Source organism: Ornithinimicrobium cavernae (assembly GCF_003121625.1).
GTDB classification, from domain to species: domain Bacteria; phylum Actinomycetota; class Actinomycetes; order Actinomycetales; family Dermatophilaceae; genus Ornithinicoccus; species Ornithinicoccus cavernae.
Map to the genome: position 1 here is coordinate 33,288 of NZ_QDDJ01000001.1, position 23,546 is coordinate 56,833.

Sequence of the window (23,546 nt, forward strand, 5' to 3'; positions counted from 1 at the left end):
CCGACGTCAGGTCGCTCAGCCCAGGTGCGCCTGCTGCGGCACGTCATCGCCGATGGCCGTGCTGCGACGCTTGCTGACCACCACGGCACCCACGATGATCGCGACCGCCACCAGGGCGATCAGCCAGCGCAGGACATCGTTGGAGGAGTCGCCGTAGGTCATCCCGACGATGGCCGGGGCGATGAGGAGGGCGACCAGGTTCATCACCTTGATCAGCGGGTTGATCGCCGGGCCGGCGGTGTCCTTGAACGGGTCTCCGACGGTGTCGCCGATGACGGTTGCGGCGTGGGCGTCGCTGCCCTTGCCGCCGTAGTGGCCGTCCTCGACGATCTTCTTGGCGTTGTCCCAGGCGCCACCGGAGTTGGCCAGGAAGATCGCCATGAGCACACCCGTGCCGATCGCCCCGGCGAGGTAACCCGCGAGCGCACCGACGCCGAGACCGAAGCCGACCGCGATCGGGGCCAGCAGCGCCAGCAGACCCGGGGTGGCCAGCTCGCGCAGTGAGTCCCTGGTGCAGATGTCGACGACGCGGGCGTAGTCGGGCTTCTCGGTGTAGTTCATGATGCCGGGCTTGTCGCGGAACTGGCGGCGCACCTCGAAGACGATGGCGCCGGCCGCGCGCGTCACCGCATCGATCGCCAGGCCGGAGAACATGAAGACCACGGACCCGCCGAGGATGATGCCGACCAGCGCACGCGGGTCGAAGACCAGCAGCGACTGGGCCATGTCCGCACCGTCCGCCGCCGTGCCGCCGGTCAGGTCGCTGATCGCGTTCGTGATGGCGTCGTAGTAGGAGCCGAACAGCGCCGTCGCCGCGAGCACGGCGGTGGCGATCGCGATGCCCTTGGTGACGGCCTTGGTCGTGTTGCCGACCGCGTCCAGCTCGGTGAGGATCTGGGCGCCCTCACCGTCCACGTCGCCGGACATCTCCGCGATGCCCTGGGCGTTGTCCGAGACCGGTCCGAAGGTGTCCATCGCCACGATCATCCCGACGGTGGTGAGCAGGCCGCAGCCCGCCATGGCCACCAGGAACAGCGAGAAGATCAGGCCGCCACCACCGAGGGTGAAGAGGATGTAGACGGCACCGGCAATGGTGGCCGCGGTGTAGACGGCCGACTCGAAGCCGACCCCGATGCCGGAGAGCACCACGGTCGCCGGGCCCGTCAACGAGGTCTTGGCCACGTTGTTGGTGGGCTTGGACTCGGTGCCGGTGAAGTAGCCGGTCAACCAGAGGATGAACGCGGCCAGGATGATGCCGATGATCACCGCGGCGGCCACGCGCACGCTCGGGTCGACGTCCAGGTCGGCCATCTCGCCCGGCAGGAAGATGAAGGCGGCGACGGCCGAGACGCCGGCAGCGACCAGCGCCGAGATGTAGAACCCGCGGTTGATCGTCACCAGGGCGCTCTCACCGCTGCGCGCCTTGGTGAGGTAGACACCGGCGATCGCGGTCAGCGCGCCGATCGCCGGGATGATCAGCGGGAAGGTGAGCCCGTCGGTGCCCAGCGCCGCGGAGCCGAGGATGAGCGCCGCGACGAGCGTCACGGCATACGACTCGAACAGGTCGGCCGCCATGCCCGCGCAGTCACCCACGTTGTCCCCGACGTTGTCGGCGATCGTGGCCGCGTTGCGCGGGTCGTCCTCCGGGATGCCGGCCTCGACCTTGCCGACCAGGTCGGCGCCGACGTCGGCGGCCTTGGTGAAGATGCCTCCGCCGACCCGCATGAACATCGCCAGCAGGGCGGCGCCGAAGCCGAAGCCCTCCAGCACCTGCGGGGCGTTGCCCTGGTAGAAGAGGACGACTAGCGCTGCGCCGAGCAGGCCCAGGCCGACGGTCGCCATGCCGACGGTGCCACCTGTGCGGAAGGCGATCTGCATGCCCTTGTCGCGGTCCAGGTTGCGCGCGGCCTCGGCGACCCGCATGTTGGCCGCGGTGGCCAGGTTCATGCCGAGATAGCCGATGCCCGCGGAGAAGGCGGCGCCGAGGACGAAGAACACCGAGCGGCCGATGCGGACCGAGGTGTCGTCGGCGGGCAGCGCGAAGAGCAGCACGAACGCGATCACCACGAAGATGCCCAGCGTCTTGAACTGCCGCTGCAGATAGGCCTGCGCCCCCTCCTGCACGGCCTTGCCGATCTCCTGCATGCTGGGGGTGCCCGGCGGTGTCTCCAGCACCTCCCGGCGGAACTTGAATCCCATCGCCAGCGCGGCGAGCGCGATCAGCGCCACGACGATGACGATCGAGATCTCACCACCTCCGAGGTCGATGTCGCCCGTGTTCATGACACCGGCTCCGAGCGCGAGGGAATTGGCATGTGTCCTCCTGGAGACGCCGGTCAGCGATGACCGGAACGGCACAGATCAGTACTGCGGCTTGTGGCCGCCACTGTAACGGGGGCCACACTAGGTGACACGTGTGACATGCCACACACCGCCCCACTGTCTGGTCAGGCTTACGGTGACCGCGATGCCCACCTCGTCCTTCGATCCCCGCGCCGCCCTGGACCACCTGGCCCGGGGTGCGCGCCGCGAGCGGCTCGTGCACGTGCGCCACCTGCCGCGGCGGGAGGCCGACCTGGTGCCGTGGCCGGAGTGGGTCGACCCGGGCGTGTATGCCGCGTGGTCCGGTGCGGGGGTCACCCACCTGTGGGCGCACCAGGCCGAGATGGCGGAGCTGGCCCGCGCCGGACGGCACACGGTCTGCGCGACGGGGACCGCGTCCGGCAAGTCGCTGGGTTTCCTGCTGCCCGTGCTCACGACGCTGGCAGAGGGGACCCTGGCGCCGACGGGTCGCGGGGCGACCGCGTTGTACCTGGCGCCCACCAAGGCGCTGGCCGCCGACCAGCTCGCGCGGCTGGAGGCGATGGCTGTGCCGGGCGTGCGGGCTGCGGTCTATGACGGGGACACCCCGACCGACGAGCGGCGCTGGATCCGCGACCACGCGCACTACGTCCTGTCCAACCCCGACCTGTTGCACCACGCGCTGCTCCCCGGCCACCAGCAGTGGGCGCCCTTCCTGCGGGCGCTGCGCTACGTGGTGGTCGACGAGTGCCACGTCTACCGCGGCGTCTTCGGCGCGCACGTCTCGGCGGTGCTGCGCCGGCTCCTGCGGGTCGCGGCGCGCTACGGCTCACGGCCCACGGTCCTGCTCGCCTCCGCGACGGTGGCCTCCCCGGAGGTGCTGGCCAGTGCCCTGATCGGGCAGCCGGTCACTGCCGTCACCCGGGACGGCTCGCCGCGGGAGGCGACGACCTTTGCCCTGTGGGAGCCGCCCCTGGACAGCGAGGACACCCGGCGCAGCGCCGTGTCCGAGTCGGCCACCCTGCTGGCCGACCTGCTCCTGCAGGATGTCCAGACCGTGGCCTTCGCCCGGTCCCGGGTCGGGGTCGAGGCGGTCGCCGCGGCGACCCGGCGCGACCTGGCCGGCGTTGACCCCGCGCTGGTGTCCCGGGTCGCGGCGTACCGCGGCGGCTACCTGCCGGAGGAGCGCCGCGAGCTGGAGGCCGCCCTGCGTGGCCGGGAGCTGCTCGGGCTGGCCGCGACCAACGCGCTGGAGCTCGGGATCGACATCGCCGGCCTGGACGCGGTGCTCATCGCGGGGTGGCCGGGCACCCGAGCCTCCCTGTGGCAGCAGGCGGGTCGCGCGGGACGCACGGGTGCCGAGTCGCTGGCCGTCCTGGTCGCGGCCGACGACCCGCTCGACACCTACCTGGTGCACCATCCGGAGGCGATCTTCGAGGAACCCGTGGAGGCCAGCGTCTTCGACCCGCAGAACCCGCATGTGCTGACGCCCCACCTGGCGGCCGCCGCGGCCGAGCTGCCGCTGACGGAGGCGGACACCGAGTGGTTCGGCCCGACCGTCCCGGCGCTGGCGGAGGCCCTGGTCGCCGGCGGGGTCCTGCGGCGCCGCCCAGCGGGCTGGTACTGGGCCCGCCCCGACCGCCCCAGCGACCACGTCGAGCTGCGCGGCATCGGGCAGACGGTGCGCATCGTGGAGAGCCGGACCGGTCGGGTGCTGGGGACCGTGGACGAGGCCCGCGCCCACTCGGCCGTCCACACCGGCGCGGTCTATCTGCACCAGGGCCAGCAGTATGTCGTCACCGAGCTCGATCTCGCCGGCTCGGCAGCGCACGTGGTCGCCGGGGACCCGGGCTGGAGCACGCAGGCCCGCTCGGTGAGCGAGTTCCGGATCCTGCACACCGCCCGGGAGCAGCGGTGGGGGCCGGCGCTGCTCCGCTACGGCGCGGTGGAGATCACCAGCCAGGTCACCTCCTTCCTGCGACGGCTGCCGACCGGGGAGGTCATCGGCGAGCACCCCCTGGACCTGCCGCAGCGCACCCTGAGCACGATGGCGGTCTGGTGGACCCTGCCGGAGGAGGAGCTGGCGCTGGCCGGCGTCGGCGAGGCCGACATCCCGGGTGCCCTGCACGCCGCCGAGCACGCCTCGATCGGCCTGCTGCCGTTGATCGCCACCTGCGACCGGTGGGACATCGGCGGGGTCTCGACAGCCCTGCACCCGGACACCGGACTGCCGACCGTGCTCGTCTACGACGGTCACCCTGGTGGGGCCGGCTTCGCCGAGCAGGGCTTCCGCCGGGCCGGGCAGTGGCTCGCCGCCACCCTGGAGACGGTGCGGTCGTGCGAGTGCACCTCAGGCTGTCCCTCGTGCGTGCAGTCCCCCAAGTGCGGCAACGGCAACAACCCCCTGAGCAAGGCCGGCGCGGCGCAGACGCTGGACCACCTGCTGTCCGGCCGCTGAGCCCGGCTGTGACCAGGCGACCGGTGGTCACACCGGCTACTGTCGAAAACAGTTCGGTCGCAACGCTGCTCACAGGAGGCGGATCCATGCTCATCCTCGGACTACTGCTGATCGCCGCGGCCCTGGTGGTCTTCGGTTACATGTTCTTCGGCACCAGGGACCTGGAGCCGTTGCGCGTCGACCTCGGCATCTTCACGGTCGAGCTGACCCCGCTGCACCTCTACCTGCTCGGCGCCGCGACTCTCGTCGTGCTGGTGCTCGGGCTGCTCGCCCTGGCTGCCGGTCTGCGCGCCTCTCGCCGCAGGCGTCGCGAGGTGAAGGACCTCCGCAGGGCCGTGCGTGAGGGCGGCCTGGACCAGGACCGGGGCCGGGACAGGGGCACCGCCGACCGCTACCCGGAGCCCGCTCCGCCCGCGGCCGAGGACTCCTCGTACGGCGGCCGGCACGGCGACGTCAGGTCGCGCGACACCGGCGCATATGACGACACCGGCGAGTACGGTGGCACCGCCTCCTACGAGCGGGAGGTGCCCGGCAGCTCTCCAGGCGACGCGACCGGGGAGCCCTCCCCGCACCAGGGACAGCGCGACGTCGCGTTGCCCGGCGACTACACCCCTGACGCAGACCAGGACGGTCCTCGGCGCTGACTGGCAGCCCTCGGCACTGACTGGCGACCCCACCGTCCCGCCGCTGAGGTGTCGCCCGACGGCCCGAACAGCGAGCACGTCCCCCTCTGGGGGTCACGGTCCCCTGGCCGGGACGGCACCGGCGTGCGCGACGGCCCGCGCATCGAGTCCCCCCAGGACGTCAACACGGAGCACGACCTCGACGCGCAGGTGGGCCGTGACCTGCTCGGCGGTCCCCGGCAACAGCTCGCAGCGGTCCAGGTGTGCGCCGTTCGCGTCGGCCAGCTCCGCTGCCACGGCACACGCCTCGCCCTGAGCACGGCCGTCGAGCAGTGCGCCCGCACCGGCGAGGGCAGCCGTGTCCGCAGCAGCCCGCGCGCGGAGGCTGCCGTGGACAACGGCTCCCACCAGCAGGAAACCCGTCAGGACCGAGACGAGCAGGAGGATCACGCCGAGACCGAGGACCGTGGCCGACCCACGATCGCGACCTTGAGGGCAACCGCGTCCTGTCTCCTGCGCCCTCACGGCGACCCCATCCGCGCGGCGGGCTCGAGAAGCACCTCCACGCTCGCTGAGGCCCTCGGCAGTGCAGGGAGGTACCTGGTGCGTGGAGGAGCCGTCACGGTCACCCGGACCCGGTCGTCCGAGCGGCTGATCGTCACCTCGGAGCCGTCGGGCGCCGCCTGCTCTGCCAGACCGCGCACCGCGTCGACGGGCTCGCCCCGTGCTGCCGCCCTGGCCGCGATGCGGGCTGCGTCGACGGTCTGGATCTGGTCGATGGCTAGTCCGAGGCCGCTGAGGCACAGAGCGAGCACCGCCACGAGGGCGGGGATGACGATGGCCAGCTCGGCGGTCGCCATACCGTCCTCGTGACGGTGCCCGCGCCGGTTCACAGCGAGACCGAGAGAGCCACCTTGATGACCTTGGTCACCAGGGACTCGATCCCGCCGGACTGGACGATCGCCAGGAGCAGCGCGGCGAAGGCACAGGCCGCGATGGTCGAGCACCAACAGCATTCGCCGCCTACGAGACGTCGTTGACCTGCGTAAACGTCGACCTGATGCACAGGAGGCTGGCAGCAGCGACGGCCCGCCACTCCACGCTCTCATGACTACGAAGAGCCAGACGCAGACCTACCCCAACGTCCGCGTGACCTTCCGAGCTGCCACCGACCACGGCCAGCTGCAGAAGGTCGCTGACCTGGTCGCCGACCAGACTGCCGTGTCAGTCAAGAGGGCGTCATGAAGGTCGTTACCTACGGACGTGTCTCCGGTCGAGAACAGGCTGAGTCCGGGACGTCGCTGCCCGACCAGAAGGCTCGACTGTCTGAGTGGGCCACCAAGGACGGGCGCAAGCACGTCCGGCACTTCGAGGACCCGGGACGAACCGGCGGAGCGCTCGACCGACCGGGTCTGACCGCGCTCCGTGAGCTGGTCGCCAGCGGTGGTGTCGACGTGGTGGCGGTGACCAAGAGCGACCGTCTCGCCCGTGACCAGCTCGTGCAGCTCACCCTGGCCGACGAGTTCAGTCGCCACGGAACCGCGGTCACGGCAATCGACGAAGGGCTCACCACCGCCACAGCCGAAGGTCAGCTGCATGGCGGCATCCTTGGTGCGGTCGCCCAGTTCGAGCGTCAGCGCATCGCCGCACGTACCAGGGCTGGTCGTCGTGCAGCAGCAAAACAAGGGCGGTTTGTGGGGTCCACTCCCCCGTTCGGCTACCGGGTGGCCGGCGAGCCGAGGGCCCGACGCCTGGTTATTGACGAAGGGCAGGCGGCGACGGTTCGGACCATCTACGAGCTGCTGGTTCTCGGACGGACACAGGCCAAGCATGTCGCGGCCGAACTGAACCGTCGCGGGCTCACCCCAGCCAAGAAGGGTGTCTGGGACGCGCCGACCCTGCGGCGGTGGGCTAAAGTCATCGCACACATTTGTGCCGCGTCCGGGACCTGGCTTTTCGACGGCGTGGAGGTGCCCATCCCGCCAATCATCACCCCGGCTGAGGCCGCACTTTGGCGCACCTGGGCACGGGAGGCACGGACCATCTATCCGCAGCGCTCCGTGAGTTACCTATTGACCGGGCTGGTTGTGATGCCGTGCGGCCGTCGTGCCATGGGCAGGACCGCGAGCAAAGAGCGACCGACCTACTCGTGCAGGGACCGCCTGACCGCAGGAGTCGGTGGTCACGACGACTGCCACAACGTCGAGGTCGCATGCCTCGACACCACCGTCATCCAACACGTCCGGGACGTCCTGCTCCAACCGGCCATTCTCCGGGCCGCAATAAGCGGGCGTGGCCCGGCCCTCTCTCCCGCCGCTGAGCTCAGCCAGGTTCAGGCTGGGCTGGCAGAGCTGGACGTCCGCATCGCGTCGGAGGTGGCACTGCTCCGTGAGGTCGGCATCCGTCGTGACGCGCTCGAGGCATCGCTACGGCCGCTGAAGGCCGAGCAGGACACGCTAACCGCTCGTGCCCGGGGTTTGCGTCGGAAAGTTGCTGAGGAGGCGGCAGGGGCAGACAGCCGTCAGGTGCAGCAGGCCGTGGCCAGGCTGAGTGGTGGGCTGGGTATCGACGACCCTGAAACCTGGCGGCAGGCGCTGGAAGCCCTGCACGTGGTGGTGCGCATCGAGGACCACCTACCCTGCGAGACCTGCGGCGGGTCGGGCTATCACGGGCGTCATGCCACGACGCAACATCCGCTTCGCTGCACGGCCTGCCTGGCAGGCACACAGCCGGTCGTCGAAATCGAGATGGATGACGTCGCCGCACTGGCGGTGGCCGACGGGCTGGAAGCCAGCGGATAAAGCTGACGAGCTGGGCATCGAGTCTGTCGTAGGGCTCGGGCAAGATGGATCAATGAGTAGGAAGTCGAGTGCCCGCAAGAGTTCTGCTGGGTCGACACCACGGATCGCCGGTCCCATCGGCAGTCGATTGCGCACCACCCAGACGACGCGTGAGAAGAACCTGCGTGACCTACGCAGGAGCTACCAACCGCACATCGCTGCCTTCAACGAAGCTATCACCTGGTTCGAGTGGCTCTCCGGGTTGAGCAAGGACCCGGCCCTCGGCACGCTCGTTGCGCGAGTCCCTAGCGATATTCATCGCGGAATCGCGGCAGCCTCGGCGGGCGACTATCCGGGGGCGAACGACCTCGGTCGCGATCTAATGGAGGTGGAAGCCCTCTTTCGTGAATTCCGCCGTGACCCCGCCCAGCTCGACAAGTGGGTGGCAAGTGCAGACGACCGGAAGAAGGGCGTCGAGTTCGGGTTCGGGAAAATCATGGAGCGGCTCAGGCAAGCCGAGGGACTGCCACACGACACGGTCTTGCCTGATACGTGGGAGTACGCCGCCCACTCGTCAGGACTGCACCCCACTCCCCGGGGCCATGGGAAAGCTTGGGGCTCGGATGACCGAATAGTGCAGCTCGACCACGACCTCGGAGACCTTCTGATGCATGTCGGTCGAGCCAAGGGCGCGGCTCACCGCCTGGCCGACGACACAGACCTGTTCGAGGTGCCCACTACTCCCCCACCATCCACCGAGGCGCTCGGGGACGCCTGGTACCTGCTCGCGGCGCAGGCAGAGGGGCGCAACGCAGCCTTCGCCGAGATGGGTTTCGAGATGGGCCAACGCGGCCCTGTCAAGCGTGGGGCCAAACCATTCGCCTTCAAGCCCAAAGATTCAAACTGAGCCGCGCACAACGATGGCTGCAACAAACCCCGTGCGAGGTGCACTAGACCCCCACGGAGAGAGTGAACCGTGGGGGTCTAGTCGGGATTCCGGCGAGGGGCTGTCGCGGGAGAGTGGTGTCCCCCTCGCCGGTGGCGGTGACCGGATGGCCACCAGTTCTGTGTCAGCGCCCGAGCACGTCCAGGAGCTGGTGCTCGGTCTTGCTGGACACGGCCAGGTGGCCGCCGATGATGGTCACCGAACTGGCATCGCTCAGGGCCGTTGCCGTTGCCTGAGTGAGGTGTCCGGGGTGGGTCAGCAGCAAAGGGTCGCCCAGCTGCCCGGCGGAGAGAGCATCAGCAAAATCGGCTCCGGTCGCGACCACAACGTTGCCGGTCAGGTCGCCATACTCGGCAGCCAGCTCGGCCGCCGTCTCATAGCGGTCAGCACCTGCCACGCGGGTCACGGCCGCCCCGGGAGCAGCCGCACGGACCTCCGCAGTGATTCCGCCGGCCACCGCGTTCCTACCGCCGACGATGATGACCTCGGACGGGTCCAGAGCAGACAGGGCGGCACTGGTCGCCTGGGGCAGCTGGTCGGACTTGGTCAGCAACAGAGCGTCATTGTCCCCGGCCACAGCACCGACCGAGACAGCATCAGCCCAGCCGGTGCCGCTGGTTAGGTAGACCCGGTCAGCTTCGTACTGCGGCAGGGCCATCTGGGCGGCAGTCTCGTAACGGTTGCCACCGGCGATTCGGGTGACCTTGTCGGCGCGGTCCCGCAGGTCGTACTCGACCTAGGCCGAAACTGCCTCCTTACCGCCGACGATGACGTACTGGGTATCGAGGCCGGTCCCCAGCTCGGGCATCGCCTCGCGGGTCTCGCGGGGCAGGCTGCCCGGGCGGGTCAGCAGGGTCCGGTCCCAGCCGCCAGAGTAGGCACCCGCAGCGCGGGGGACGGTCGCAGGCGGGTCAGGCCTCGTTCACAGAGGCCGGATGACAGACAACACCCTCGAAGTTCGGGATGCCCTCAGCGAGCTCATAGAAGCCCTCATTGCCACCCAGGTCTGCGATGAGGGCGTCGCAGGCCCAGTCGTCGGCATTGGTCTCGTCGGCGTCCGCGAAAATCCTGCCGATGCCACTGTCCTCCTCAACCCAGAGAGTGCGACCGTTCGGCAGCTCGTAGCCGACCGCGCCCTCGGCGAAGGGCGGGGCGGGCTCGTCGCCCGGCGTCCACTCGGCTGGAGCGGCTGGAGCATCGTCCGTGGAGGCTACCTGCGGTTCGCTCGATGATCAGGCTCGTCTGCCCCGCAGGCCGAGAGGGCGAAAACAGCGACTGTGAGAAGGGCCGCGGCCAGGGATTTTGGGATATGCACGGGGAGCACTCTAGAGGGGGGACGGGCATGGATCGTCACGCATCTTGGCATCTGTGCTGATGGGCACTTCGACACGTGTCTCTTTGTGGCCTGTGCGGCGATCTGGCGGGCTCGCAGGCCGATCACCCGTGCCTCTCTTACCCGCGCGGCCCTCAGGGGCACTCAGGCGGTTGTGAGCCGTAGAGCGACTCAGGTGTCACGTGCAGCCAGGAAGGGCGAGGCTCGGCGCCGACTTGGCCGCCAACCCTTGGACTTGACCAAACGAGCCGCGCACCACTGGAGCCCTACTCAAGTCTGTGTTGGGGGTCATGGAGCGCGTCCACCAACTCAAGAGTCCGCTTAGACCAATCGCTCAACTGATTCATCGTCGGGTCTGAGTAACCGCCCGGAGTTGTGCTATTCACGGTGGAGTCGATGTTGCCATGAAGCTTCCAGGCGAAAATCCTGACGGGCTTCAAGGGGTGGCTGCCTGCAAGTTCGGCCAATGCAGCTAGGGCATCGCTAGTCGACTGCACCAACTCGGGTCTGTTCTGAGTCCTGGGGTGGTAGTCCACATCGTCCCCATAGAGCTCACCCCACCACCACTGGATATACCCGTACACCGCACTCACGCCTGGGACGTGCGCCCGACGAGCATCGTAGAAGTCGGCCTCGCGGCGAAGCTCAGCCTGGTGCTCTCGTTCCTCGCGCTGCAGTTCGCGCTGATGGTCGAGGCCGCGCTTTTGGGACGTCGTCTGCTGCTCCAGCTCCCGATCCTGGATCAACTTCTGGTGCTCCAGCTCCCGATCCTGCGCCCTACCTCGACGCCTTTCAGCGAGCAAGTCATGCAGAAACTTGAACAGTTGGTTTGCCAACCCGGCGGCAGCGCCACTCGAAGCGGCCAAGCCAAAGAACTCTTGCGGCGTGAGGTTCACCCCGTGACAGTAACCACTTTCCTCACCCGCACGCATGCGACAGTCCAGGGGTGCCCAGGTCTAGCGCAAGGACCGGCCAATTGGCGCTGACCGTACGTCCAAGCCAAGATGGCACATGGGCAATCGGCAGAGCCACCTCACTGCGATCAACGCACAGATCCAGCGGATCTACGATGGGGCACGCGGCGAGGTTTTACTGCCCGAACAGAAGGCCGACGTCAAGGAGCTCCGGGCGCTGTACCGCTCCGTCAACCTGCGTCGCAACCTGCCGCCCGTTCGAGATCCTTCCATCCTCGAAGAGTTGGGGCTGACCGAAGTGCCGGTCCGCAGGAAGCTGAGGAAACGTGGCCGGGTGAAGCGGGAGCCGGCAAACGTCACTCCAGTCCGCTCGGTCGTCTCCGGCGGGCTGCCTGGCCTCGGCAAGCAGCGTTAAGCAGCCCCCAGCCATGGTCTACCCCGGCCGCGCCAGCTACCCGGAGCCCCTCGAGCGCTTCAGGGGGACGGCCACGCCGAGGCAGACCGCCGAGCAACGGGCGGACTTCATCCAGTTCGTCGCGTCCGAGTACCAGGCCGGACGGTCACTGCGCGAACTTGCCGGGCTCACGGACCGGACGCAGACGGCGGTGCGCCGGGGGTTGGCTGAAGCCGGTGTTCAGACTCGGGGCCGGGGCGCACCAAAAGTCGACCGTCACTGAGAGGCCTGGGCGGCGTTCTGATGGATTTCAGGCTGGCCAGGGGTCTAGGCGCCACTCACCTCGCAGTGGCGCTCACCACGGGTCTGGCAGCGAGTCACGCCATCCGTGGCCGGGCGGTAGCCCGACCCGATCCTCCAGAGCGAGGTCCCGGTATCCAGCGGGCAGCAGCACCGGTGCTTCCTGCTCGTCGACCATCAGCAGGTCCCATCGGTCCTCATAGCCGTCGAAAATCGCGCGGGAGACGCGAGACTGACTCACCGGGGCATTCCGCTTGCCAGCCTCTATGCCAGGGGTCTTCAGCCAGTCCATGTGCTGAATCCAGGCTGCGGCAGCGGCGTGCGACCTTGGCACGACGAAACTGCGCGGGTGCTGCGCCAGGTCATGCAGAACAGCCACGAGCACGAAGTACTCACGCTCATGCTCGCTTGGTTGCTGCGATCTTTCGCCGAGGACCCAACGGATCGCGTCCCACGCCCCCGCACGGGCGGTCTTCACCTGGACCTCCACCATGCGACGCCCCTCCCCCTCGGCCTGGACCGCCAGGATGTCGGTGCGCTCCAGCCCATCGCGCGTGAGGGCCGGCGCCCAGCCACGCCGGGCCAACTCGGCTGCGACGTGGTGCTCACCGATGGTCTTCGTCTGCTTGGTGTCCGCCACACTCCGAGGGTAGCGATCAGGCACTGAACCGATTCTCAGGCATCAGCGACAGCCATACGCGGGGCCCGCTAGTCTTCGCGCGTGGCAAGCGACATCACTCGACTCGAAGAAGACCTCACCCGCAACGCGCTCGGGTTCCTCCGTCGTGCAATCAGCCAGATCAAGAAGGCTCGGGTCGATCGTCAGGAACTCGCATTCGCGGTAGTGGATCTTGCTGTGTCCGTCGAGGTACTGCTCAAAGCTCGGCTCTCTCGGGAGCACTGGACGCTCATCCTCAAGGACGTGAACAAGGCCGACGCTAGGGCGCTTATGAACGGTGAGTCCCTGACCGTCACGCCCAGTGACGCCGTCGAGCGCCTAGTGCGTATTTCACAGCTGCCACTGAAGGAGACTGACAGCCGCACCAACAAGAGTCATGCAGGCCAAGTTGATGAATTGGTTCGGCTCCGAAACCGGGCTGCGCACTTCAACTTCGAGGGCGCTGACCCCGTCAGCATTCGGGGCACGCTAGCGGTCGGACTGAACTTCGTGCTGTGGTTTCTTGACCAGGAGTTCAGAAGTCAGGGGCAAGCTGAATTCAGTGGCGTTCGTCAGATGGTCGAGGAGCTGATCGAGGACGCGGCAAGAGAGCTCGGAGGGATCGAAGAGCTGGTGAGGGAACGACTCGCCAGCCTCGCCGACGAACTGGCCGAGGCAGACATCCTCCTTGAGTGCCCTCGCTGCACGCAGTTCACCCTGATGATCGGCGAGGGGGTTGAAGCCCGTTGCCCGTTCTGCCGCGCGCCTGGCGCAAATGCTGAGGACATCGCGGGCAACTACCTCGAGGAGATTCTGGGGCTGAGCGCCTACGAAGTGATCAAGAACGGTGGTGACTGGCCCCTCCACGACTGTCCGAACTGCGGCGCGGAAACGCTAGTCGAAGGCATCCAACCCGAAGGGCAGCAGGTTGCAGCTGAGGTCCCCCACGAGGGTGAGAGTGACTACCGGTGGGGTTGTTTTGCGTGCGGCTACCTCGCGCGAGTTGACGACCTCATGCGATGCGACCGCTGTGGTCGACTGAATGAACACCCAACGTGCCCAGACTGTTTTGCAAATCTCCTGGCCGACTAGTACAACTAGTTCTTCCTCGGCACCCAGTACGACCGCGGACTACTCCACACTCTGAGCGATCAGTCTCAACGCCGCCAGTCCCGGTAGTCGGGGTGGTCCCGCGGCAGACCGTGCGCGTGGCCGCTCTTGGACCGCTCGATGTTCCGTCGCTCCCAGGCATAGAGGTCTGCCCGGTCCTCGGCGTCGACCACGGCGAGCACCGGACAGCGGCGCTGGCCGCAGACACATGATTCAGCGCCATCCTCGGGACGGTGCTTCTCGTCCAATCGCCACAGGACCTGGTACACCCGGTCACGGGAGCGGTATGCAGCGTCTTTCGCCCCCTCAGCGTCCTGGACGGCCTTCTGAGTCATGATCCTCTGAACGTCGGACGGAGAGGCGTCCGTGAGCCCCTGGGCGATGGCCTCGGTAAGCCGGTCGATCTCGCCCTGCATCCGGGCCTGCTCCCGCTTCGCGGCAACGCGCTCCTCCCCCAGGGTGCTGCGGAGCTGATCCCGCTCATCGGTGAGCATTTGGATCTCAGAGCCCCAGAGCCCGAGGTGGTCCAGAGACCGGAGCTCGCTCTTCTGCAGTGAGCTGCCCACATGCCGGACGCAGGACTTGCAGACCAACTGGTCGTGCGGGGACTTCAGGCGGAAGGGCTGGACAAGCCGACAGCACTCACATTGGATGTCGATGTCTCGGTGCAGGGGATGGTCGTGCATCAGGTCCTCCTCGGCAACGTGCCGTCACGGCCCCCTGGAGGGGACGGTCACGCTTCATGTTCCAGGATCACCGGTCGCGGGGACAATGCGGTCGAGGCGTGCTGGAGTGCTGGTCAGACGCCTGAGTCCTTGGCAGCAACCCTCCCGGCCGCGCGGCGCAGACGTCGTCCGCAACAAAGAGATGCCTTGCCGCCGGACGGTGGAGACGTGGGACGCTGGGACAGTACTGGGACAGTACTGGGACAGTACTGGGACAGTCGATAACCGCTCCTGTCCCAGACCTTGTCCCAGCATCTCCGCAGGTCAGACCCCTATATATCTATATTCTTACTCTTGGGACAGGAGATATAGATATACACCCCCTCGTGTGTGAATCCAAGGGTTCGTGAGTCGTCATCACAACGTCCGCTGGGGTACACCCCAACGATCCGCCGCACCCCGGTTGTCACCACCGTCCAATAGGGTCCAGTCGGAGCCACTGAGACACATCTGATCGGGAGGTTTAGGCATGACAGGGCAGGTTGTCGGGTACCTGAGGGTGAGCAGCACAGACCAGCGGACTGACCGCCAGGACGTTGGCCAGGTCGGTCGAGTCTTCGAGGACCATGTGAGCGGCGGCAGCACGGACCGGCCGGGGTTCACCGAGATGGTGGGGTATCTGCGGGACGGTGACACCCTCCGGGTCTGGTCCATGGATCGGCTTGCCCGTTCGCTGCTCGACCTGGTGACCACCGTGCAGGACCTGGTCGGTCGCGGCGTCACCGTGGAGTTCATCAGCGAGCGGCTCACGTTCCGCCCCGGCGTTGACGATCCGTTCGCCCGATTCCAACTGCAACTGCTCGGGTCGTTGCAGAGCTCGAGCGGGCTTTGATCAGGCAACGGCAGCGGGAGGGTATCGATAAGGCCAAAGCCCGCGGGGCATACAGGGGGCGGGCACCGAAGCTGAATGCCGAGCAGGTGGCCGAGGCGCGGACTCGGATTGCCGCTGGAGTACCGAAGGCCAGAGTCGCCCGCGAGTTCGGCGTCGGGCGGGCCACTCTGTATCGGGCGCTGGAGTCCGCCGGTGTCTGACGACGCGGCGACCGGCACACCCTCACCACTGACCGACGACGAGCTAGCGAACATCGGCGCCTACTGCCGCCTGGCAATGGGCTACTGGTCTCAGCTTGGCGTCCCGCCGATGGGCGACCTTGCGCGCAAGGCCGCACCGGGAAGTCCTATTGCGAAACACCTTGAAGACCTCCCTGCTGACGGACGGCTGAGGACGCTGAACCCCGCGGTGCTTGCGTGGCGCTCCCTCGTCAGCGCAGGCGAGCACGCCGGTCTCGGCGAGCATGTGCACTGGGCAACCTCTGGTGGGGTGGTGCAGCGTCCGCAGACGAGCTTGGCCCGGACTGCAATGCTCGGCGCGGCCAGAGCCATCTACGTGCTGGAGCCGGAGGGTGTGGAAGAGCAACGGGTCCGGGCGGCGCAATTGGCGAACCAGGAGGCTCGCGACGCACAGAAGATCCTTGACCACTGGAGTGACACGCCGTACGTCCAGGGTCGGGTCTTCGAGAAGCTGGCGGACCAGGTCGATGGACTGGCTGACGCAGCAGCCGAAATCCTGCGGCAGGCTGGTCGGCCCCCTGGCAGCCACGTCTCCGAGAGCGACCTTCTTCGCAAGGTGCAACACACGATCCAGGATCACCTCACCTGGCCTGACTCGGCAGTCCTGAGTTACTGGTTCATGGCATCAGGCACCGCCCACGCCCGATCGTGGGTGTGGGAGCACGAATTCCAAACACCCGCGGAGAGCTTCGTCGATGTGTGGTCGATCCCGGTGGGCTTCCTCAAACAGGCATGGACACTGTGGAACAAGCGGCGCGGGCTGGACAACCCGCAGCCAACCCCGCCCAACGGCTGGGAAGCAGACCGGTCCGCTTGGGGCCCTCTGCCGGGCAGAAGTTTCCTGCTTGAGCCGCAGGGGACGGAGGGCTTTGGAGACTTCGACGGGTAGCCCGAGCCTACGATCCTGACACCCTCGAGCGGCTTCCCGCTTCAGAAGACATACTCCGCCAGCCGGTGGGGCTGGATCCCAGCCAAGACCAAGTGAAGCGCCGCCCTCAAGTCTTCCCCCGATAACTCACACTCGTAAACGTAGCGGGTGATGGCCTCGGGCCCCTCATAAGTGGTCTCGACTGTCTGGATGACGGTCACAACCCCGGGCCCGTCCTCGGGGCACTCAGGGCGGTCGTAGTGCACGGCCAAGGCCAAGAACCTCCACGGGCCCGCGTCGTCAGTGCCTTCGTTGTAGTGGACGAGTCGTACACGATGGCTAGAGCCTTCGCGGATGTCCTTCGCGGCGCGCCGACCAGCTGGCGTCGCGATCTCCGCTGATGCCTCCACATCCTTGTCGTGCTCCAGGAAGAACAGGATCTCCTTGAGTGTCGACGCAGGCCGCAGTCCTCCGTACAGATCAACACCCCGGGCGGGTTCGTGATCCATGCTCTCTGCTCTCTGCTCTCTGCTCGACGGTGCAGTGACACACCTATTGCCACCCTGTTGCAGAACCTATCCTGTCCGGCTGCACCAGCGCCAGAACGTTCTTGACGTCGCAAACTCGGCGTTCGCCTATACCTGTGCCACCGATTCCGTGCCGGGTGCCGGGCTCAGGCCAGTCTGTTGCCTCTGTCGCCGACTGCGGCTAGACATGGGCGATGGACCCAGATCTGACAGCAGACGGCGGAGAACTCCCGGATGACGATGCTCGCCTGCGGGTCGTCATCGAGGGCAACGACCCACGGTTCACCCCCACCGCAGTCGTCACCTTCGAGACCAGCAGTCACGGTTGGGACTCCGAGTCCGCGCTCGACGAAGTTGTGGAGCAGATCCGAGTCGACCACGGGTGGCAGATGGGTTACCACCACGACTACTCCCATCGTCGGGGAGGGATCGGTGCCAGCGGCATCGAACTCTTCACTCTCACACTAGGAGCCATAGGTTCCATCCCAGGAATCGCGTACCTATACGCCAAGTTCAATCGAAGGCTGCCCGAACGCCCCGACCGGGACCTGGCCTGGGACACGGCGATGTTCGCCATCACCGACCGCTACCCTGAAGTTGTCACGGCTGAGTTAACGCTCAGATCAGAAGCCGCCCACGAACATCGCTGGGCATTCGAACTTGCATGGCCGTCGACTGGGGACCTGTTCGAAGTTTCTGTGGTCGGGGGCTCTGACGGCGGATCGACTTTGACGTCCTTGAAGTGGACCAACGGGGATCCCTTCGGCCCAGCCCCTGGTGTGTCTTCTGGAGAGCAGGGAGTCACCGGCGAGGGCGACAGGCAGGACTGACCGTCACAGCCTGCTGGGAAACCGGCCGTATGACTACCGGCGATCGACTGACCGGGAGGGCCACGGGCGCTGGCGCGGTCCAAGCATCGCGGCGTTCGAACTGGACCTCAGACCGGGCCAGATCCTGTTGCGCCCCAGGACGGAGGAAGAGATCACTGTCCGGGTGCGGTGCATCCATCGTGGATGGTGAGCTCGTAGTCGGGCATCGGTTGACCATGACCAAACCTGGCCACCGAACGGACCCCGCTCTGCCCCTCAGAGCAGCGTGGAATCATCGAGTGCCCGCGCCCGAGAGTGCCCACCGAGGTCACCGAGCTGCGTCAGCCCGACCTCAGAACCGAGCAGTGCTTCCAGCCGCCGGCTCAGGGTCAGCGTGTCGATCCCGCTGAGCTCAACGCTTGTCTCGATCAGGAAGTCGACCGGGTCGCCATGGTGGTCCGCCCCTCGACCGACGGCGCCCAACACCCAGACGTCCTCGATGCCTGCCTCGCTGAAAAGGTTCAGGACCTGCCCGCGACGCCGACGCAGCAGCGCGCTGGGTGGCTCATCGCCGGGCCAGACCTGCTCGAACCCGGTCGATCAGGTCAGCTCGGTCGACCGTCCAGGCCGTGACCTGACTGGCGGTGGCGGACATGATCCAGTCGCCGGGCTCGGTGCCCGGCAGCGAACCGAAGCCCAGCTTCCGCCAGTGTCGAGCCAGGCTGAGTTGCGCCGCAGCCAACTGGTCGGCGGCCATGTCTGGCCACCCATCGGGCTGAGCTTGGAGGATCACTGGCAGGTGGCCACGGCCGAAAACTAGCCCCGCCACCGTCTCTCGAACCAGTAGCAACCCCAACTCCAGACCACGTAGTCGCTCGTCGTTGATCTGCACGTGCTCGACCAGCAACATCAGGTCACCGTCCACAAGGTCGGCGGCCTCACCGAGTGCCAGCACGTCGGCACCGATGTCGTCGAGCTCAACCAGTGGTGTCCCCTCGCTCTGGTCGACCAAATGCCAGTAAGCCCGGCCGACTTCCTGCGCTGGTCGGACCTCGTTCTCTCGCCAGAGAAGCACTGTGGTCCCGGTCATCACCGAGTCCTCTGGTGCCTCGAACCGCAACTCTGCCCTCAGCCAGCCCTCGCCTATCATGCATGGCAGCATGGCACGCAAAAGCGCTGGTCAGAGCGCTATTCCGGGCAGAGTATGCTGACCAACATGGAGCCATCGTGCCCACGGCATACTCCGCCGTCGTCATTCCCGCCTCCCGTGCGCGCCACCACCTGGTGAACACCTCTGACCTGAACCGTTGGATCCTCATCTGCCACCTTCCTCCCCCGGAGGCCTTCCCCGGCGGCCCGGATCCGAAAGATCCGTTGCCCACGACCCTCGTCGGGAAGTGCTGTGCCCGGAAGAGGGGCCGGCCGGGGTGTGGACAGGCCGACTCGCCCTCGGGTGCCTGTGAGTCCGACGGTCATCAACCGCCGTCCGGGGTGCGCTCGTGCCATATTGGTGGCCACAACCCAACGGATGGCACGGGAGTTGCGATGGCAGAGAAGAGATCTTCCTCCGGTAAGAGGGTCGTCCGGGTGGAGAAGAGTTCTGGGGCAAGGGAGTCGGCACCGGAGCGCAAGGACGCGGAGCCACCAGGCGAGACCTGGCACGCGACGCCTGAGGCCAGGAAGAAGGCAGGGACCCTCCGCCTGCTGGCCGGCCTGCTGTGGGCGCTGGCGATCGCTGGTGAGTCCGTGGCGATCTTCTGGGTGCTGAGGCAGGCCGAGATCAACATGGTGTTGCTGGTCGGCCTCATCGTGGTGATCGGCGCCCTCGCCATCGGGGGCTCTCTGCTCTGGAAGAAGGCCAACCGCCTGGACCCTGCCGAGCGCAAGGACACGGTGCGCTTCTTCGTGCAGAACCAGCTGGGCGCGATCATCACCATCGTGGCGTTCCTGCCGCTGATCGTGATGATCCTGCTCAACGACGACCTCGACAAGAAGGACAAGGCCATCGCCGGCACGATCGGCGTCGTCGTGGCGGTGCTGGCGACGCTCGTGAGCGTCGACTGGGACCCGCCGTCCGTCGAGCAGTACACCGCGGAGTCCTCAACGGTCATCGAGATCACCGGCGAGGACCTGGTGTACTGGACGAGCTCCGGCGAGGTCTTCCACCTGTGCGAGGACGCCTCAGCCGTCAACCTGGAGTCCAAGGACAACACGATCTACTCCGGCACCGTCGCCGAGGCCCATGCCGCGGGCAAGTCCCGCCTGACGAAGCAGGTCGAGATGGAGAGGAGGCAGTGCGGGTTCAGCGCGGACGAGAGCGAGCCCGCGGACACTGACTCCTCCGACCCGAGCGAGGAGCCGGCCCCGTGACGTGGCGTGCGGGCACACCTGTCGGGAGGCAACCCGCCCCCTGACGTGAGGTGCCGGCACCTGTCGGGAGGCAGCCGTCTCCGGTTGAGGGGTGCGTAGGGCTGTCAAGGCCCGAGGACGTCGCCTCCCGCTCCCCCGAGCAGCGCGCCCGCCAGGGCGAGCACCACCGGCACCACGGTGGTGAGGACGAAGCCAGGAAGGAACGCCAGGCCGAGCGGGAGCACCAGGCGGACCCCGAGACGGGCTGTTGCCGTCTCGAGCCGGTTCAGCCGCTCCCGCCGCGCATCGTCGGCTGCTCGGCGCAACAGACCTGCTGGCGGGACGCCGGCCCGGGCCGCGAGCCGGAGCGCGCGGCCGGCCGCGTCCCACCGGGGCGGGGCCGCCGACCAGGCCGCCTCCTCCGGGAGACCCCACTCCAGCGCCGCGGCCACGGAACGGAGCTCGGCTCCCGTGAGCCCGGGGAGCCGGTCGGCAGCGGCGCGGAGGGCTCCGCCGGTGCTCGCGCCCGCCTCCAGGGCGAGCGCGATGAGGTCGAGAACGTCGGGCACTGTGATCTCTCGTGCACCGCTCCCGGAACGCCAGCGGCGCCGAACGGCCAGGACCACGGCGCGCGAGCGAGAGCGCCCGGTTGCCGCCACGAACGGCTGGGACCGTGGCGTGCCTGGCGGCCAGGTCAGGACGGCGAGGGCGACCAGCGCGGACGAGACGAAGGGAAGGAGGGCCGAGGTGGTCATGCGGTCCGCACCGCCCGCGCGATCATGCGCGCGACGACGACTCGGCCGAGGGCGATGAGCACCACGCCCAGCCCGAGACTCAGCAGTGCCACCGGTGAGCCGTAGAGCGTGGTCGGGCCCACCCCCATCATCAGGGCCATGCCTATGCCCGCCACCGGCAACAGCGTCAGGATGGTCGCCGTCGTCCTTGCCCCGGCCGTGGCCGTCTCGAGCCTGCTCGCGAGGTCACGGTGTGCCCTCATCGCGTGCGCGGCACTGTCGACGGCATCAGCGAGCGGGGCGCCGAGCCGCTCGCTGATTCCCCAGGCCCGGGCCAGCAGCTCGAGCTCGACGCTGGAGGTGGCCCGGGCCGCACGCAGCCAGGCCGGACCACAAGAGCGCCCCTCCCTGGCGGCCTCCAGGACCAGAGCGAGGTGCTCCCGGGTCGCCGACGGGCCGGCCCGGAGGGTGAGGGCCAGCGTCTCGGCCGGAGGCAGGCCGACCCGCAGGGCTGCCGAGAGCTGGTCCAGGAGAGGGAGCCACCGGGTGGCATCCTCGCCGGTCCGACGGATGCTCCCACCGGCGCGCCGGACAACCGTGTCGACCACGGCGCGCAGGCGCCCGAGCGGTCTCACATCGTCCCGGCCGCTCCGGCGGAGGTGGGCAAGGACCGCTCGTTCGGACCTGGACGCGGGCAACACCAGCACAGCAGCCAGGACGCAGAAGCCCGCCGCCACGCCCATGCTGCTCATCGCCCGCCGAGGAGCTGGTCCAGGACCGCCCAGCCGGGAGTCCGTGTGCCGCCGGGGCCGAGCGCCGGCACCACCTCAGCGAGTCGCTCACCCCGCTCGCGGCGCACGACGCCGATCTCGCGCACCGTGCGCCGCCCGTCGTGCCGGGCGAGGTGGATGACCACGCTGATCGCACTGGCGAGCTGGGCATGGACGGCATCAGCCGGGAGTCCCGCGAGCGCACCGAGTGCCTCGAACCTGGATGGCACGTCCGCGATCGCGTTGGCGTGCAGGGTGCTCGCACCACCCTCGTGCCCGGTGTTCAGAGCGCTCATCATCTCGCGCACCTCGGGGCCGCGTCCCCGAGTGTGACCGCGCCGCCGACCACCAGGGCGAGCGCCGTCGGGTCGACTGCGGCCGAGACGTCCAGCGCCGAGGCCTTGCTCAGCTCCTTGACCTCGACCCTCGCGCCGACGAGAGAGAGCACCTGACGCAGCCGGGCGGGCTCCGGCTTGCGGCCCGCGAACTCGGCAGCGGCTCGGCAGAGCGCCGCGAGGTGCCCGTCCGGGGCCTGCGGCTCAGTGGCCGCCAGCGTTCGCAGCCGTTCGGCCCGCTTCGCCAGGAGCTCGGCCTCGCTGCTAGCCGCCCGCACGGCGGCCTCAACGAGGTCGGGAGCCGCCCCGGCGCGGATCGCGGCCGTGATCGTCTCCGTTACCCCCTCGCGGGCGCGGGCGAGGGCCGCCTCGGCCCGCTGCAGGTCAGTCGCTACGCTCTTGGCGCTGGTCCCGGCCTCAGCAAGAGCGGTCCGGACCGCCCGCTGCAGCTTCGAGGGCGAAGCCAGGACCGGGTACAGACGCTTCCAGACCCGGTCCTCGGTCTCGCCTGCCTTGAGCATCGGCATCGCGCACCGTGCCCGCCCGTCCGCGAACCACCGGCTGTCCCGGCACCTGTACCGGCGGTAGCCGTGGTTGTTGGTGCCCCCGAACGGGGCGCCGCACGAGCAGAGCATCATCCCAGTCAGCGGGAACGGCGCGGAGTCGGCCTTGGGGCCGTGGGAGAAGGAGGCCAGCACGCGCTGGAGGGCTTCGAACTCCCCGCCGGTCAGCGGGGACTCCTCCAGTTGCCAGACGACTGGCTCGCCCCAGACCGCCCGGCCCTTGGCATCGGTCCGGGTCGTGCCCTGCCCGCCGCGCCTTGCCTCCGGCAGCTTGCCGTAGGCGACCTCACCGCGCAGGGCGGGCGAGCTGAGCATCCGCCGGATGTTCTGGTGCGTCATCCGGCCGCCCTTGCGACCGCGGACGCCCTCGGCCTCCAGGATCGCGGCAACCTGACCGGTGGTGCAGCCGTCTTCGACGACGAGACGCGCCATCCGCCGCAGGGTCGCAATCTCGTCCGGGTCGAGCTCAAGCCTCTTGCCCTGGACGCGGTACCCAAGCGGCGGCTCGCCTCCCGGCCATAGTCCGGCCCGCGCCTTGCCGCGGAGCCCCATCGCGCTCCTGGCCGCGAGCGTCTCGCGTTCGTTCTCGGCGACACCGGCGTAGATCGTGCGCATGAACCTGCCCGCGGGCGTCGAGAGGTCCATGGACTCCGCGATCGAGACGAAGGTGACGCCAAGGTCCGTCAGCTCGTCGGTGCGCGCGATCATGTCCGCCGCGGAACGGCTGAACCTGTCGATCTTGGTGACGACCACCGCGTCAACCGCGCCGACCCGGCAGGCGTCCAGCAGCGCCTCCCACTCCTTGCGGTCGGCGCCCTTCTTGCCGCTAACGCCCTCGTCGGCACGGATGCCGAGCAGGACCCAGCCGCGACGCTTGCACTCGGCCTCGATTGCGAGCCTCTGCTCAGGCAGGCTGTAGCCAGCGATGACCTGCCGTTCGGTACTGACCCTCACGTAGCCACACGCCCGCGTGACGTC

Annotated in this window: 29 protein-coding genes; 14 read left to right on the plus strand and 15 right to left on the minus strand. The window is 68.2% G+C overall.

Translation table 11 applies throughout. The features are described from left to right. Positions 1 to 15: 15 nt before the first annotated feature. Positions 16 to 2,283, minus strand: coding sequence for a sodium-translocating pyrophosphatase (locus DA085_RS00150; RefSeq protein ID WP_109470916.1), 2,268 nt, complete (start codon positions 2,281 to 2,283; stop codon positions 16 to 18). 184 nt (positions 2,284 to 2,467) lie between these two features. Between DA085_RS00150 and DA085_RS00155 the strand changes: the two genes are divergently transcribed. Further along, on the plus strand, positions 2,468 to 4,759 hold the full coding sequence (locus DA085_RS00155; protein ID WP_109470917.1) for a DEAD/DEAH box helicase: 2,292 nt from the start codon (positions 2,468 to 2,470) through the stop codon (positions 4,757 to 4,759). A gap of 86 nt (positions 4,760 to 4,845) precedes the next feature. Beyond that, a complete protein-coding gene (locus DA085_RS00160) occupies positions 4,846 to 5,403 on the plus strand; it encodes a hypothetical protein (protein ID WP_109470918.1) in 558 nt (185 codons plus the stop codon). 93 nt (positions 5,404 to 5,496) lie between these two features. Here DA085_RS00160 and DA085_RS00165 read toward each other — a convergent pair whose 3' ends face one another. Genes DA085_RS00165 through DA085_RS00175 form a run of 3 tightly spaced genes read right to left on the minus strand, consistent with a single transcriptional unit; the run spans position 5,497 to position 6,448 of the window. Continuing rightward, positions 5,497 to 5,907, minus strand: coding sequence for an Rv3654c family TadE-like protein (locus tag DA085_RS00165; RefSeq protein ID WP_109470919.1), 411 nt, complete (start codon positions 5,905 to 5,907; stop codon positions 5,497 to 5,499). Next, positions 5,904 to 6,242: a TadE family type IV pilus minor pilin gene (locus DA085_RS00170; RefSeq protein WP_109471199.1), complete on the minus strand. Its 339-nt coding sequence runs from the start codon at positions 6,240 to 6,242 to the stop codon at positions 5,904 to 5,906. The genes DA085_RS00165 and DA085_RS00170 overlap by 4 nt, the downstream gene beginning before the upstream one ends. Before the next feature lie 29 nt (positions 6,243 to 6,271). Next, the gene (locus DA085_RS00175) at positions 6,272 to 6,448 is read right to left on the minus strand and encodes a DUF4244 domain-containing protein (protein WP_109470920.1); all 177 of its coding nucleotides are present in this window, start codon (positions 6,446 to 6,448) and stop codon (positions 6,272 to 6,274) included. A 41-nt stretch (positions 6,449 to 6,489) separates the two neighbouring features. Between DA085_RS00175 and DA085_RS20795 the strand changes: the two genes are divergently transcribed. The 3 genes from DA085_RS20795 to DA085_RS00185 are packed head-to-tail and all read left to right on the plus strand — an operon-like array spanning position 6,490 to position 9,069. Further along, positions 6,490 to 6,627, plus strand: coding sequence for a hypothetical protein (locus tag DA085_RS20795; RefSeq protein ID WP_154402035.1), 138 nt, complete (start codon positions 6,490 to 6,492; stop codon positions 6,625 to 6,627). Next, a complete protein-coding gene (locus DA085_RS00180) occupies positions 6,624 to 8,183 on the plus strand; it encodes a recombinase family protein (RefSeq protein WP_109470921.1) in 1,560 nt (519 codons plus the stop codon). Before DA085_RS20795 ends, DA085_RS00180 begins: the two co-directional genes overlap by 4 nt. A gap of 52 nt (positions 8,184 to 8,235) precedes the next feature. Further along, entirely contained in the window at positions 8,236 to 9,069 is an 834-nt protein-coding gene (locus tag DA085_RS00185) for a hypothetical protein (protein WP_154402036.1), read from the plus strand. Positions 9,070 to 9,232: 163 nt separating this feature from the next. Here the strand turns inward: DA085_RS00185 and DA085_RS00190 are convergent, their stop codons facing one another. After that, entirely contained in the window at positions 9,233 to 9,832 is a 600-nt protein-coding gene (locus tag DA085_RS00190; protein ID WP_337189753.1) for a cell wall-binding repeat-containing protein, read from the minus strand. 211 nt (positions 9,833 to 10,043) lie between these two features. Between DA085_RS00190 and DA085_RS20800 the strand changes: the two genes are divergently transcribed. Further along, positions 10,044 to 10,340: a hypothetical protein gene (locus tag DA085_RS20800; protein WP_154402037.1), complete on the plus strand. Its 297-nt coding sequence runs from the start codon at positions 10,044 to 10,046 to the stop codon at positions 10,338 to 10,340. Between the two features lie 367 nt (positions 10,341 to 10,707). Here DA085_RS20800 and DA085_RS00195 read toward each other — a convergent pair whose 3' ends face one another. Beyond that, positions 10,708 to 11,337, minus strand: a complete 630-nt coding sequence (locus DA085_RS00195; protein ID WP_109470924.1) for a hypothetical protein — start codon at positions 11,335 to 11,337, stop codon at positions 10,708 to 10,710. Positions 11,338 to 11,452: 115 nt separating this feature from the next. Between DA085_RS00195 and DA085_RS20805 the strand changes: the two genes are divergently transcribed. After that, complete coding sequence (locus tag DA085_RS20805; RefSeq protein ID WP_154402038.1) at positions 11,453 to 11,770, plus strand: hypothetical protein; 318 nt, start codon at positions 11,453 to 11,455, stop codon at positions 11,768 to 11,770. Positions 11,771 to 11,783: 13 nt separating this feature from the next. Continuing rightward, positions 11,784 to 12,032: a helix-turn-helix domain-containing protein gene (locus tag DA085_RS21955; RefSeq protein ID WP_109470926.1), complete on the plus strand. Its 249-nt coding sequence runs from the start codon at positions 11,784 to 11,786 to the stop codon at positions 12,030 to 12,032. A gap of 72 nt (positions 12,033 to 12,104) precedes the next feature. Here the strand turns inward: DA085_RS21955 and DA085_RS00210 are convergent, their stop codons facing one another. Further along, complete coding sequence (locus DA085_RS00210; RefSeq protein ID WP_109470927.1) at positions 12,105 to 12,689, minus strand: hypothetical protein; 585 nt, start codon at positions 12,687 to 12,689, stop codon at positions 12,105 to 12,107. Between the two features lie 81 nt (positions 12,690 to 12,770). On the opposite strand from DA085_RS00210, the gene DA085_RS00215 reads away from it, so the two are divergent. Next, positions 12,771 to 13,799 carry a hypothetical protein gene (locus DA085_RS00215; RefSeq protein WP_154402039.1) on the plus strand — a complete coding sequence of 343 codons (1,029 nt, stop codon included), beginning with the start codon at positions 12,771 to 12,773 and terminating at the stop codon, positions 13,797 to 13,799. Between the two features lie 65 nt (positions 13,800 to 13,864). On the opposite strand, the gene DA085_RS00220 is transcribed toward DA085_RS00215, so the two are convergent. Then, a complete protein-coding gene (locus DA085_RS00220) occupies positions 13,865 to 14,311 on the minus strand; it encodes a hypothetical protein (RefSeq protein WP_154402040.1) in 447 nt (148 codons plus the stop codon). A gap of 700 nt (positions 14,312 to 15,011) precedes the next feature. Here DA085_RS00220 and DA085_RS22075 point away from each other — a divergent pair. The 3 genes from DA085_RS22075 to DA085_RS00230 all read left to right on the plus strand — a co-directional run bounded on the left by DA085_RS22075 (position 15,012) and on the right by DA085_RS00230 (position 16,502). Next, a complete protein-coding gene (locus DA085_RS22075) occupies positions 15,012 to 15,374 on the plus strand; it encodes a recombinase family protein (RefSeq protein ID WP_474100124.1) in 363 nt (120 codons plus the stop codon). An 86-nt stretch (positions 15,375 to 15,460) separates the two neighbouring features. Next, positions 15,461 to 15,574, plus strand: a complete 114-nt coding sequence (locus DA085_RS22080; protein ID WP_474100127.1) for a helix-turn-helix domain-containing protein — start codon at positions 15,461 to 15,463, stop codon at positions 15,572 to 15,574. Further along, positions 15,567 to 16,502 carry a hypothetical protein gene (locus DA085_RS00230; RefSeq protein WP_154402041.1) on the plus strand — a complete coding sequence of 312 codons (936 nt, stop codon included), beginning with the start codon at positions 15,567 to 15,569 and terminating at the stop codon, positions 16,500 to 16,502. Before DA085_RS22080 ends, DA085_RS00230 begins: the two co-directional genes overlap by 8 nt. A gap of 41 nt (positions 16,503 to 16,543) precedes the next feature. Here the strand turns inward: DA085_RS00230 and DA085_RS00235 are convergent, their stop codons facing one another. Next, positions 16,544 to 16,990, minus strand: a complete 447-nt coding sequence (locus DA085_RS00235; RefSeq protein WP_109470931.1) for a hypothetical protein — start codon at positions 16,988 to 16,990, stop codon at positions 16,544 to 16,546. A gap of 212 nt (positions 16,991 to 17,202) precedes the next feature. Here DA085_RS00235 and DA085_RS00240 point away from each other — a divergent pair, with 212 nt between their 5' ends. Further along, entirely contained in the window at positions 17,203 to 17,838 is a 636-nt protein-coding gene (locus DA085_RS00240; RefSeq protein WP_109470932.1) for a hypothetical protein, read from the plus strand. 255 nt (positions 17,839 to 18,093) lie between these two features. Here DA085_RS00240 and DA085_RS00245 read toward each other — a convergent pair whose 3' ends face one another. Then, positions 18,094 to 18,303, minus strand: coding sequence for a nucleotidyltransferase (locus DA085_RS00245; RefSeq protein ID WP_109470933.1), 210 nt, complete (start codon positions 18,301 to 18,303; stop codon positions 18,094 to 18,096). A 79-nt stretch (positions 18,304 to 18,382) separates the two neighbouring features. Then, on the minus strand, positions 18,383 to 18,907 hold the full coding sequence (locus DA085_RS00250; RefSeq protein ID WP_154402042.1) for a hypothetical protein: 525 nt from the start codon (positions 18,905 to 18,907) through the stop codon (positions 18,383 to 18,385). A 497-nt stretch (positions 18,908 to 19,404) separates the two neighbouring features. Here DA085_RS00250 and DA085_RS00255 point away from each other — a divergent pair, with 497 nt between their 5' ends. After that, positions 19,405 to 20,187 carry a hypothetical protein gene (locus tag DA085_RS00255; RefSeq protein ID WP_109470935.1) on the plus strand — a complete coding sequence of 261 codons (783 nt, stop codon included), beginning with the start codon at positions 19,405 to 19,407 and terminating at the stop codon, positions 20,185 to 20,187. Positions 20,188 to 20,291: 104 nt separating this feature from the next. Here DA085_RS00255 and DA085_RS00260 read toward each other — a convergent pair whose 3' ends face one another. From DA085_RS00260 to DA085_RS00275, 4 genes are read right to left on the minus strand one after another with little or no spacing between them, the layout of a single operon-like run. Beyond that, positions 20,292 to 20,921, minus strand: a complete 630-nt coding sequence (locus tag DA085_RS00260) for a type II secretion system F family protein (RefSeq protein ID WP_109470936.1) — start codon at positions 20,919 to 20,921, stop codon at positions 20,292 to 20,294. Then, positions 20,918 to 21,652 carry a type II secretion system F family protein gene (locus DA085_RS00265; protein ID WP_109470937.1) on the minus strand — a complete coding sequence of 245 codons (735 nt, stop codon included), beginning with the start codon at positions 21,650 to 21,652 and terminating at the stop codon, positions 20,918 to 20,920. Before DA085_RS00265 ends, DA085_RS00260 begins: the two co-directional genes overlap by 4 nt. Beyond that, positions 21,649 to 21,969: an ATPase, T2SS/T4P/T4SS family gene (locus DA085_RS00270; RefSeq protein WP_109470938.1), complete on the minus strand. Its 321-nt coding sequence runs from the start codon at positions 21,967 to 21,969 to the stop codon at positions 21,649 to 21,651. The genes DA085_RS00265 and DA085_RS00270 overlap by 4 nt, the downstream gene beginning before the upstream one ends. Next, a complete protein-coding gene (locus DA085_RS00275) occupies positions 21,966 to 23,522 on the minus strand; it encodes a recombinase family protein (protein ID WP_161958360.1) in 1,557 nt (518 codons plus the stop codon). Before DA085_RS00275 ends, DA085_RS00270 begins: the two co-directional genes overlap by 4 nt. Between the last annotated feature and the right edge of the window lie 24 nt (positions 23,523 to 23,546).

What these genes read in the sequence shown, in the direction of transcription:
- DA085_RS00185 (WP_154402036.1), top strand. Translation starts at nt 8,236, where the DNA reads ATGAGTAGGAAGTCGAGTGCCCGCAAGAGTTCTGCTGGGTCGACACCA.
- DA085_RS20795 (WP_154402035.1), top strand. Translation starts at nt 6,490, where the DNA reads ATGACTACGAAGAGCCAGACGCAGACCTACCCCAACGTCCGCGTGACC.
- DA085_RS00180 (WP_109470921.1), top strand. Translation starts at nt 6,624, where the DNA reads ATGAAGGTCGTTACCTACGGACGTGTCTCCGGTCGAGAACAGGCTGAG.
- DA085_RS00270 (WP_109470938.1), bottom strand. Translation starts at nt 21,969, where the DNA reads ATGATGAGCGCTCTGAACACCGGGCACGAGGGTGGTGCGAGCACCCTG.
- DA085_RS21955 (WP_109470926.1), top strand. Translation starts at nt 11,784, where the DNA reads ATGGTCTACCCCGGCCGCGCCAGCTACCCGGAGCCCCTCGAGCGCTTC.
- DA085_RS20800 (WP_154402037.1), top strand. Translation starts at nt 10,044, where the DNA reads ATGACAGACAACACCCTCGAAGTTCGGGATGCCCTCAGCGAGCTCATA.
- DA085_RS00260 (WP_109470936.1), bottom strand. Translation starts at nt 20,921, where the DNA reads ATGACCACCTCGGCCCTCCTTCCCTTCGTCTCGTCCGCGCTGGTCGCC.
- DA085_RS00220 (WP_154402040.1), bottom strand. Translation starts at nt 14,311, where the DNA reads ATGCTCACCGATGAGCGGGATCAGCTCCGCAGCACCCTGGGGGAGGAG.
- DA085_RS00250 (WP_154402042.1), bottom strand. Translation starts at nt 18,907, where the DNA reads ATGACCGGGACCACAGTGCTTCTCTGGCGAGAGAACGAGGTCCGACCA.
- DA085_RS00240 (WP_109470932.1), top strand. Translation starts at nt 17,203, where the DNA reads ATGGACCCAGATCTGACAGCAGACGGCGGAGAACTCCCGGATGACGAT.
- DA085_RS20805 (WP_154402038.1), top strand. Translation starts at nt 11,453, where the DNA reads ATGGGCAATCGGCAGAGCCACCTCACTGCGATCAACGCACAGATCCAG.
- DA085_RS00170 (WP_109471199.1), bottom strand. Translation starts at nt 6,242, where the DNA reads ATGGCGACCGCCGAGCTGGCCATCGTCATCCCCGCCCTCGTGGCGGTG.
- DA085_RS00155 (WP_109470917.1), top strand. Translation starts at nt 2,468, where the DNA reads ATGCCCACCTCGTCCTTCGATCCCCGCGCCGCCCTGGACCACCTGGCC.
- DA085_RS00235 (WP_109470931.1), bottom strand. Translation starts at nt 16,990, where the DNA reads ATGGATCACGAACCCGCCCGGGGTGTTGATCTGTACGGAGGACTGCGG.
- DA085_RS22075 (WP_474100124.1), top strand. Translation starts at nt 15,012, where the DNA reads ATGACAGGGCAGGTTGTCGGGTACCTGAGGGTGAGCAGCACAGACCAG.
- DA085_RS00150 (WP_109470916.1), bottom strand. Translation starts at nt 2,283, where the DNA reads ATGAACACGGGCGACATCGACCTCGGAGGTGGTGAGATCTCGATCGTC.
- DA085_RS00265 (WP_109470937.1), bottom strand. Translation starts at nt 21,652, where the DNA reads ATGAGCAGCATGGGCGTGGCGGCGGGCTTCTGCGTCCTGGCTGCTGTG.
- DA085_RS00160 (WP_109470918.1), top strand. Translation starts at nt 4,846, where the DNA reads ATGCTCATCCTCGGACTACTGCTGATCGCCGCGGCCCTGGTGGTCTTC.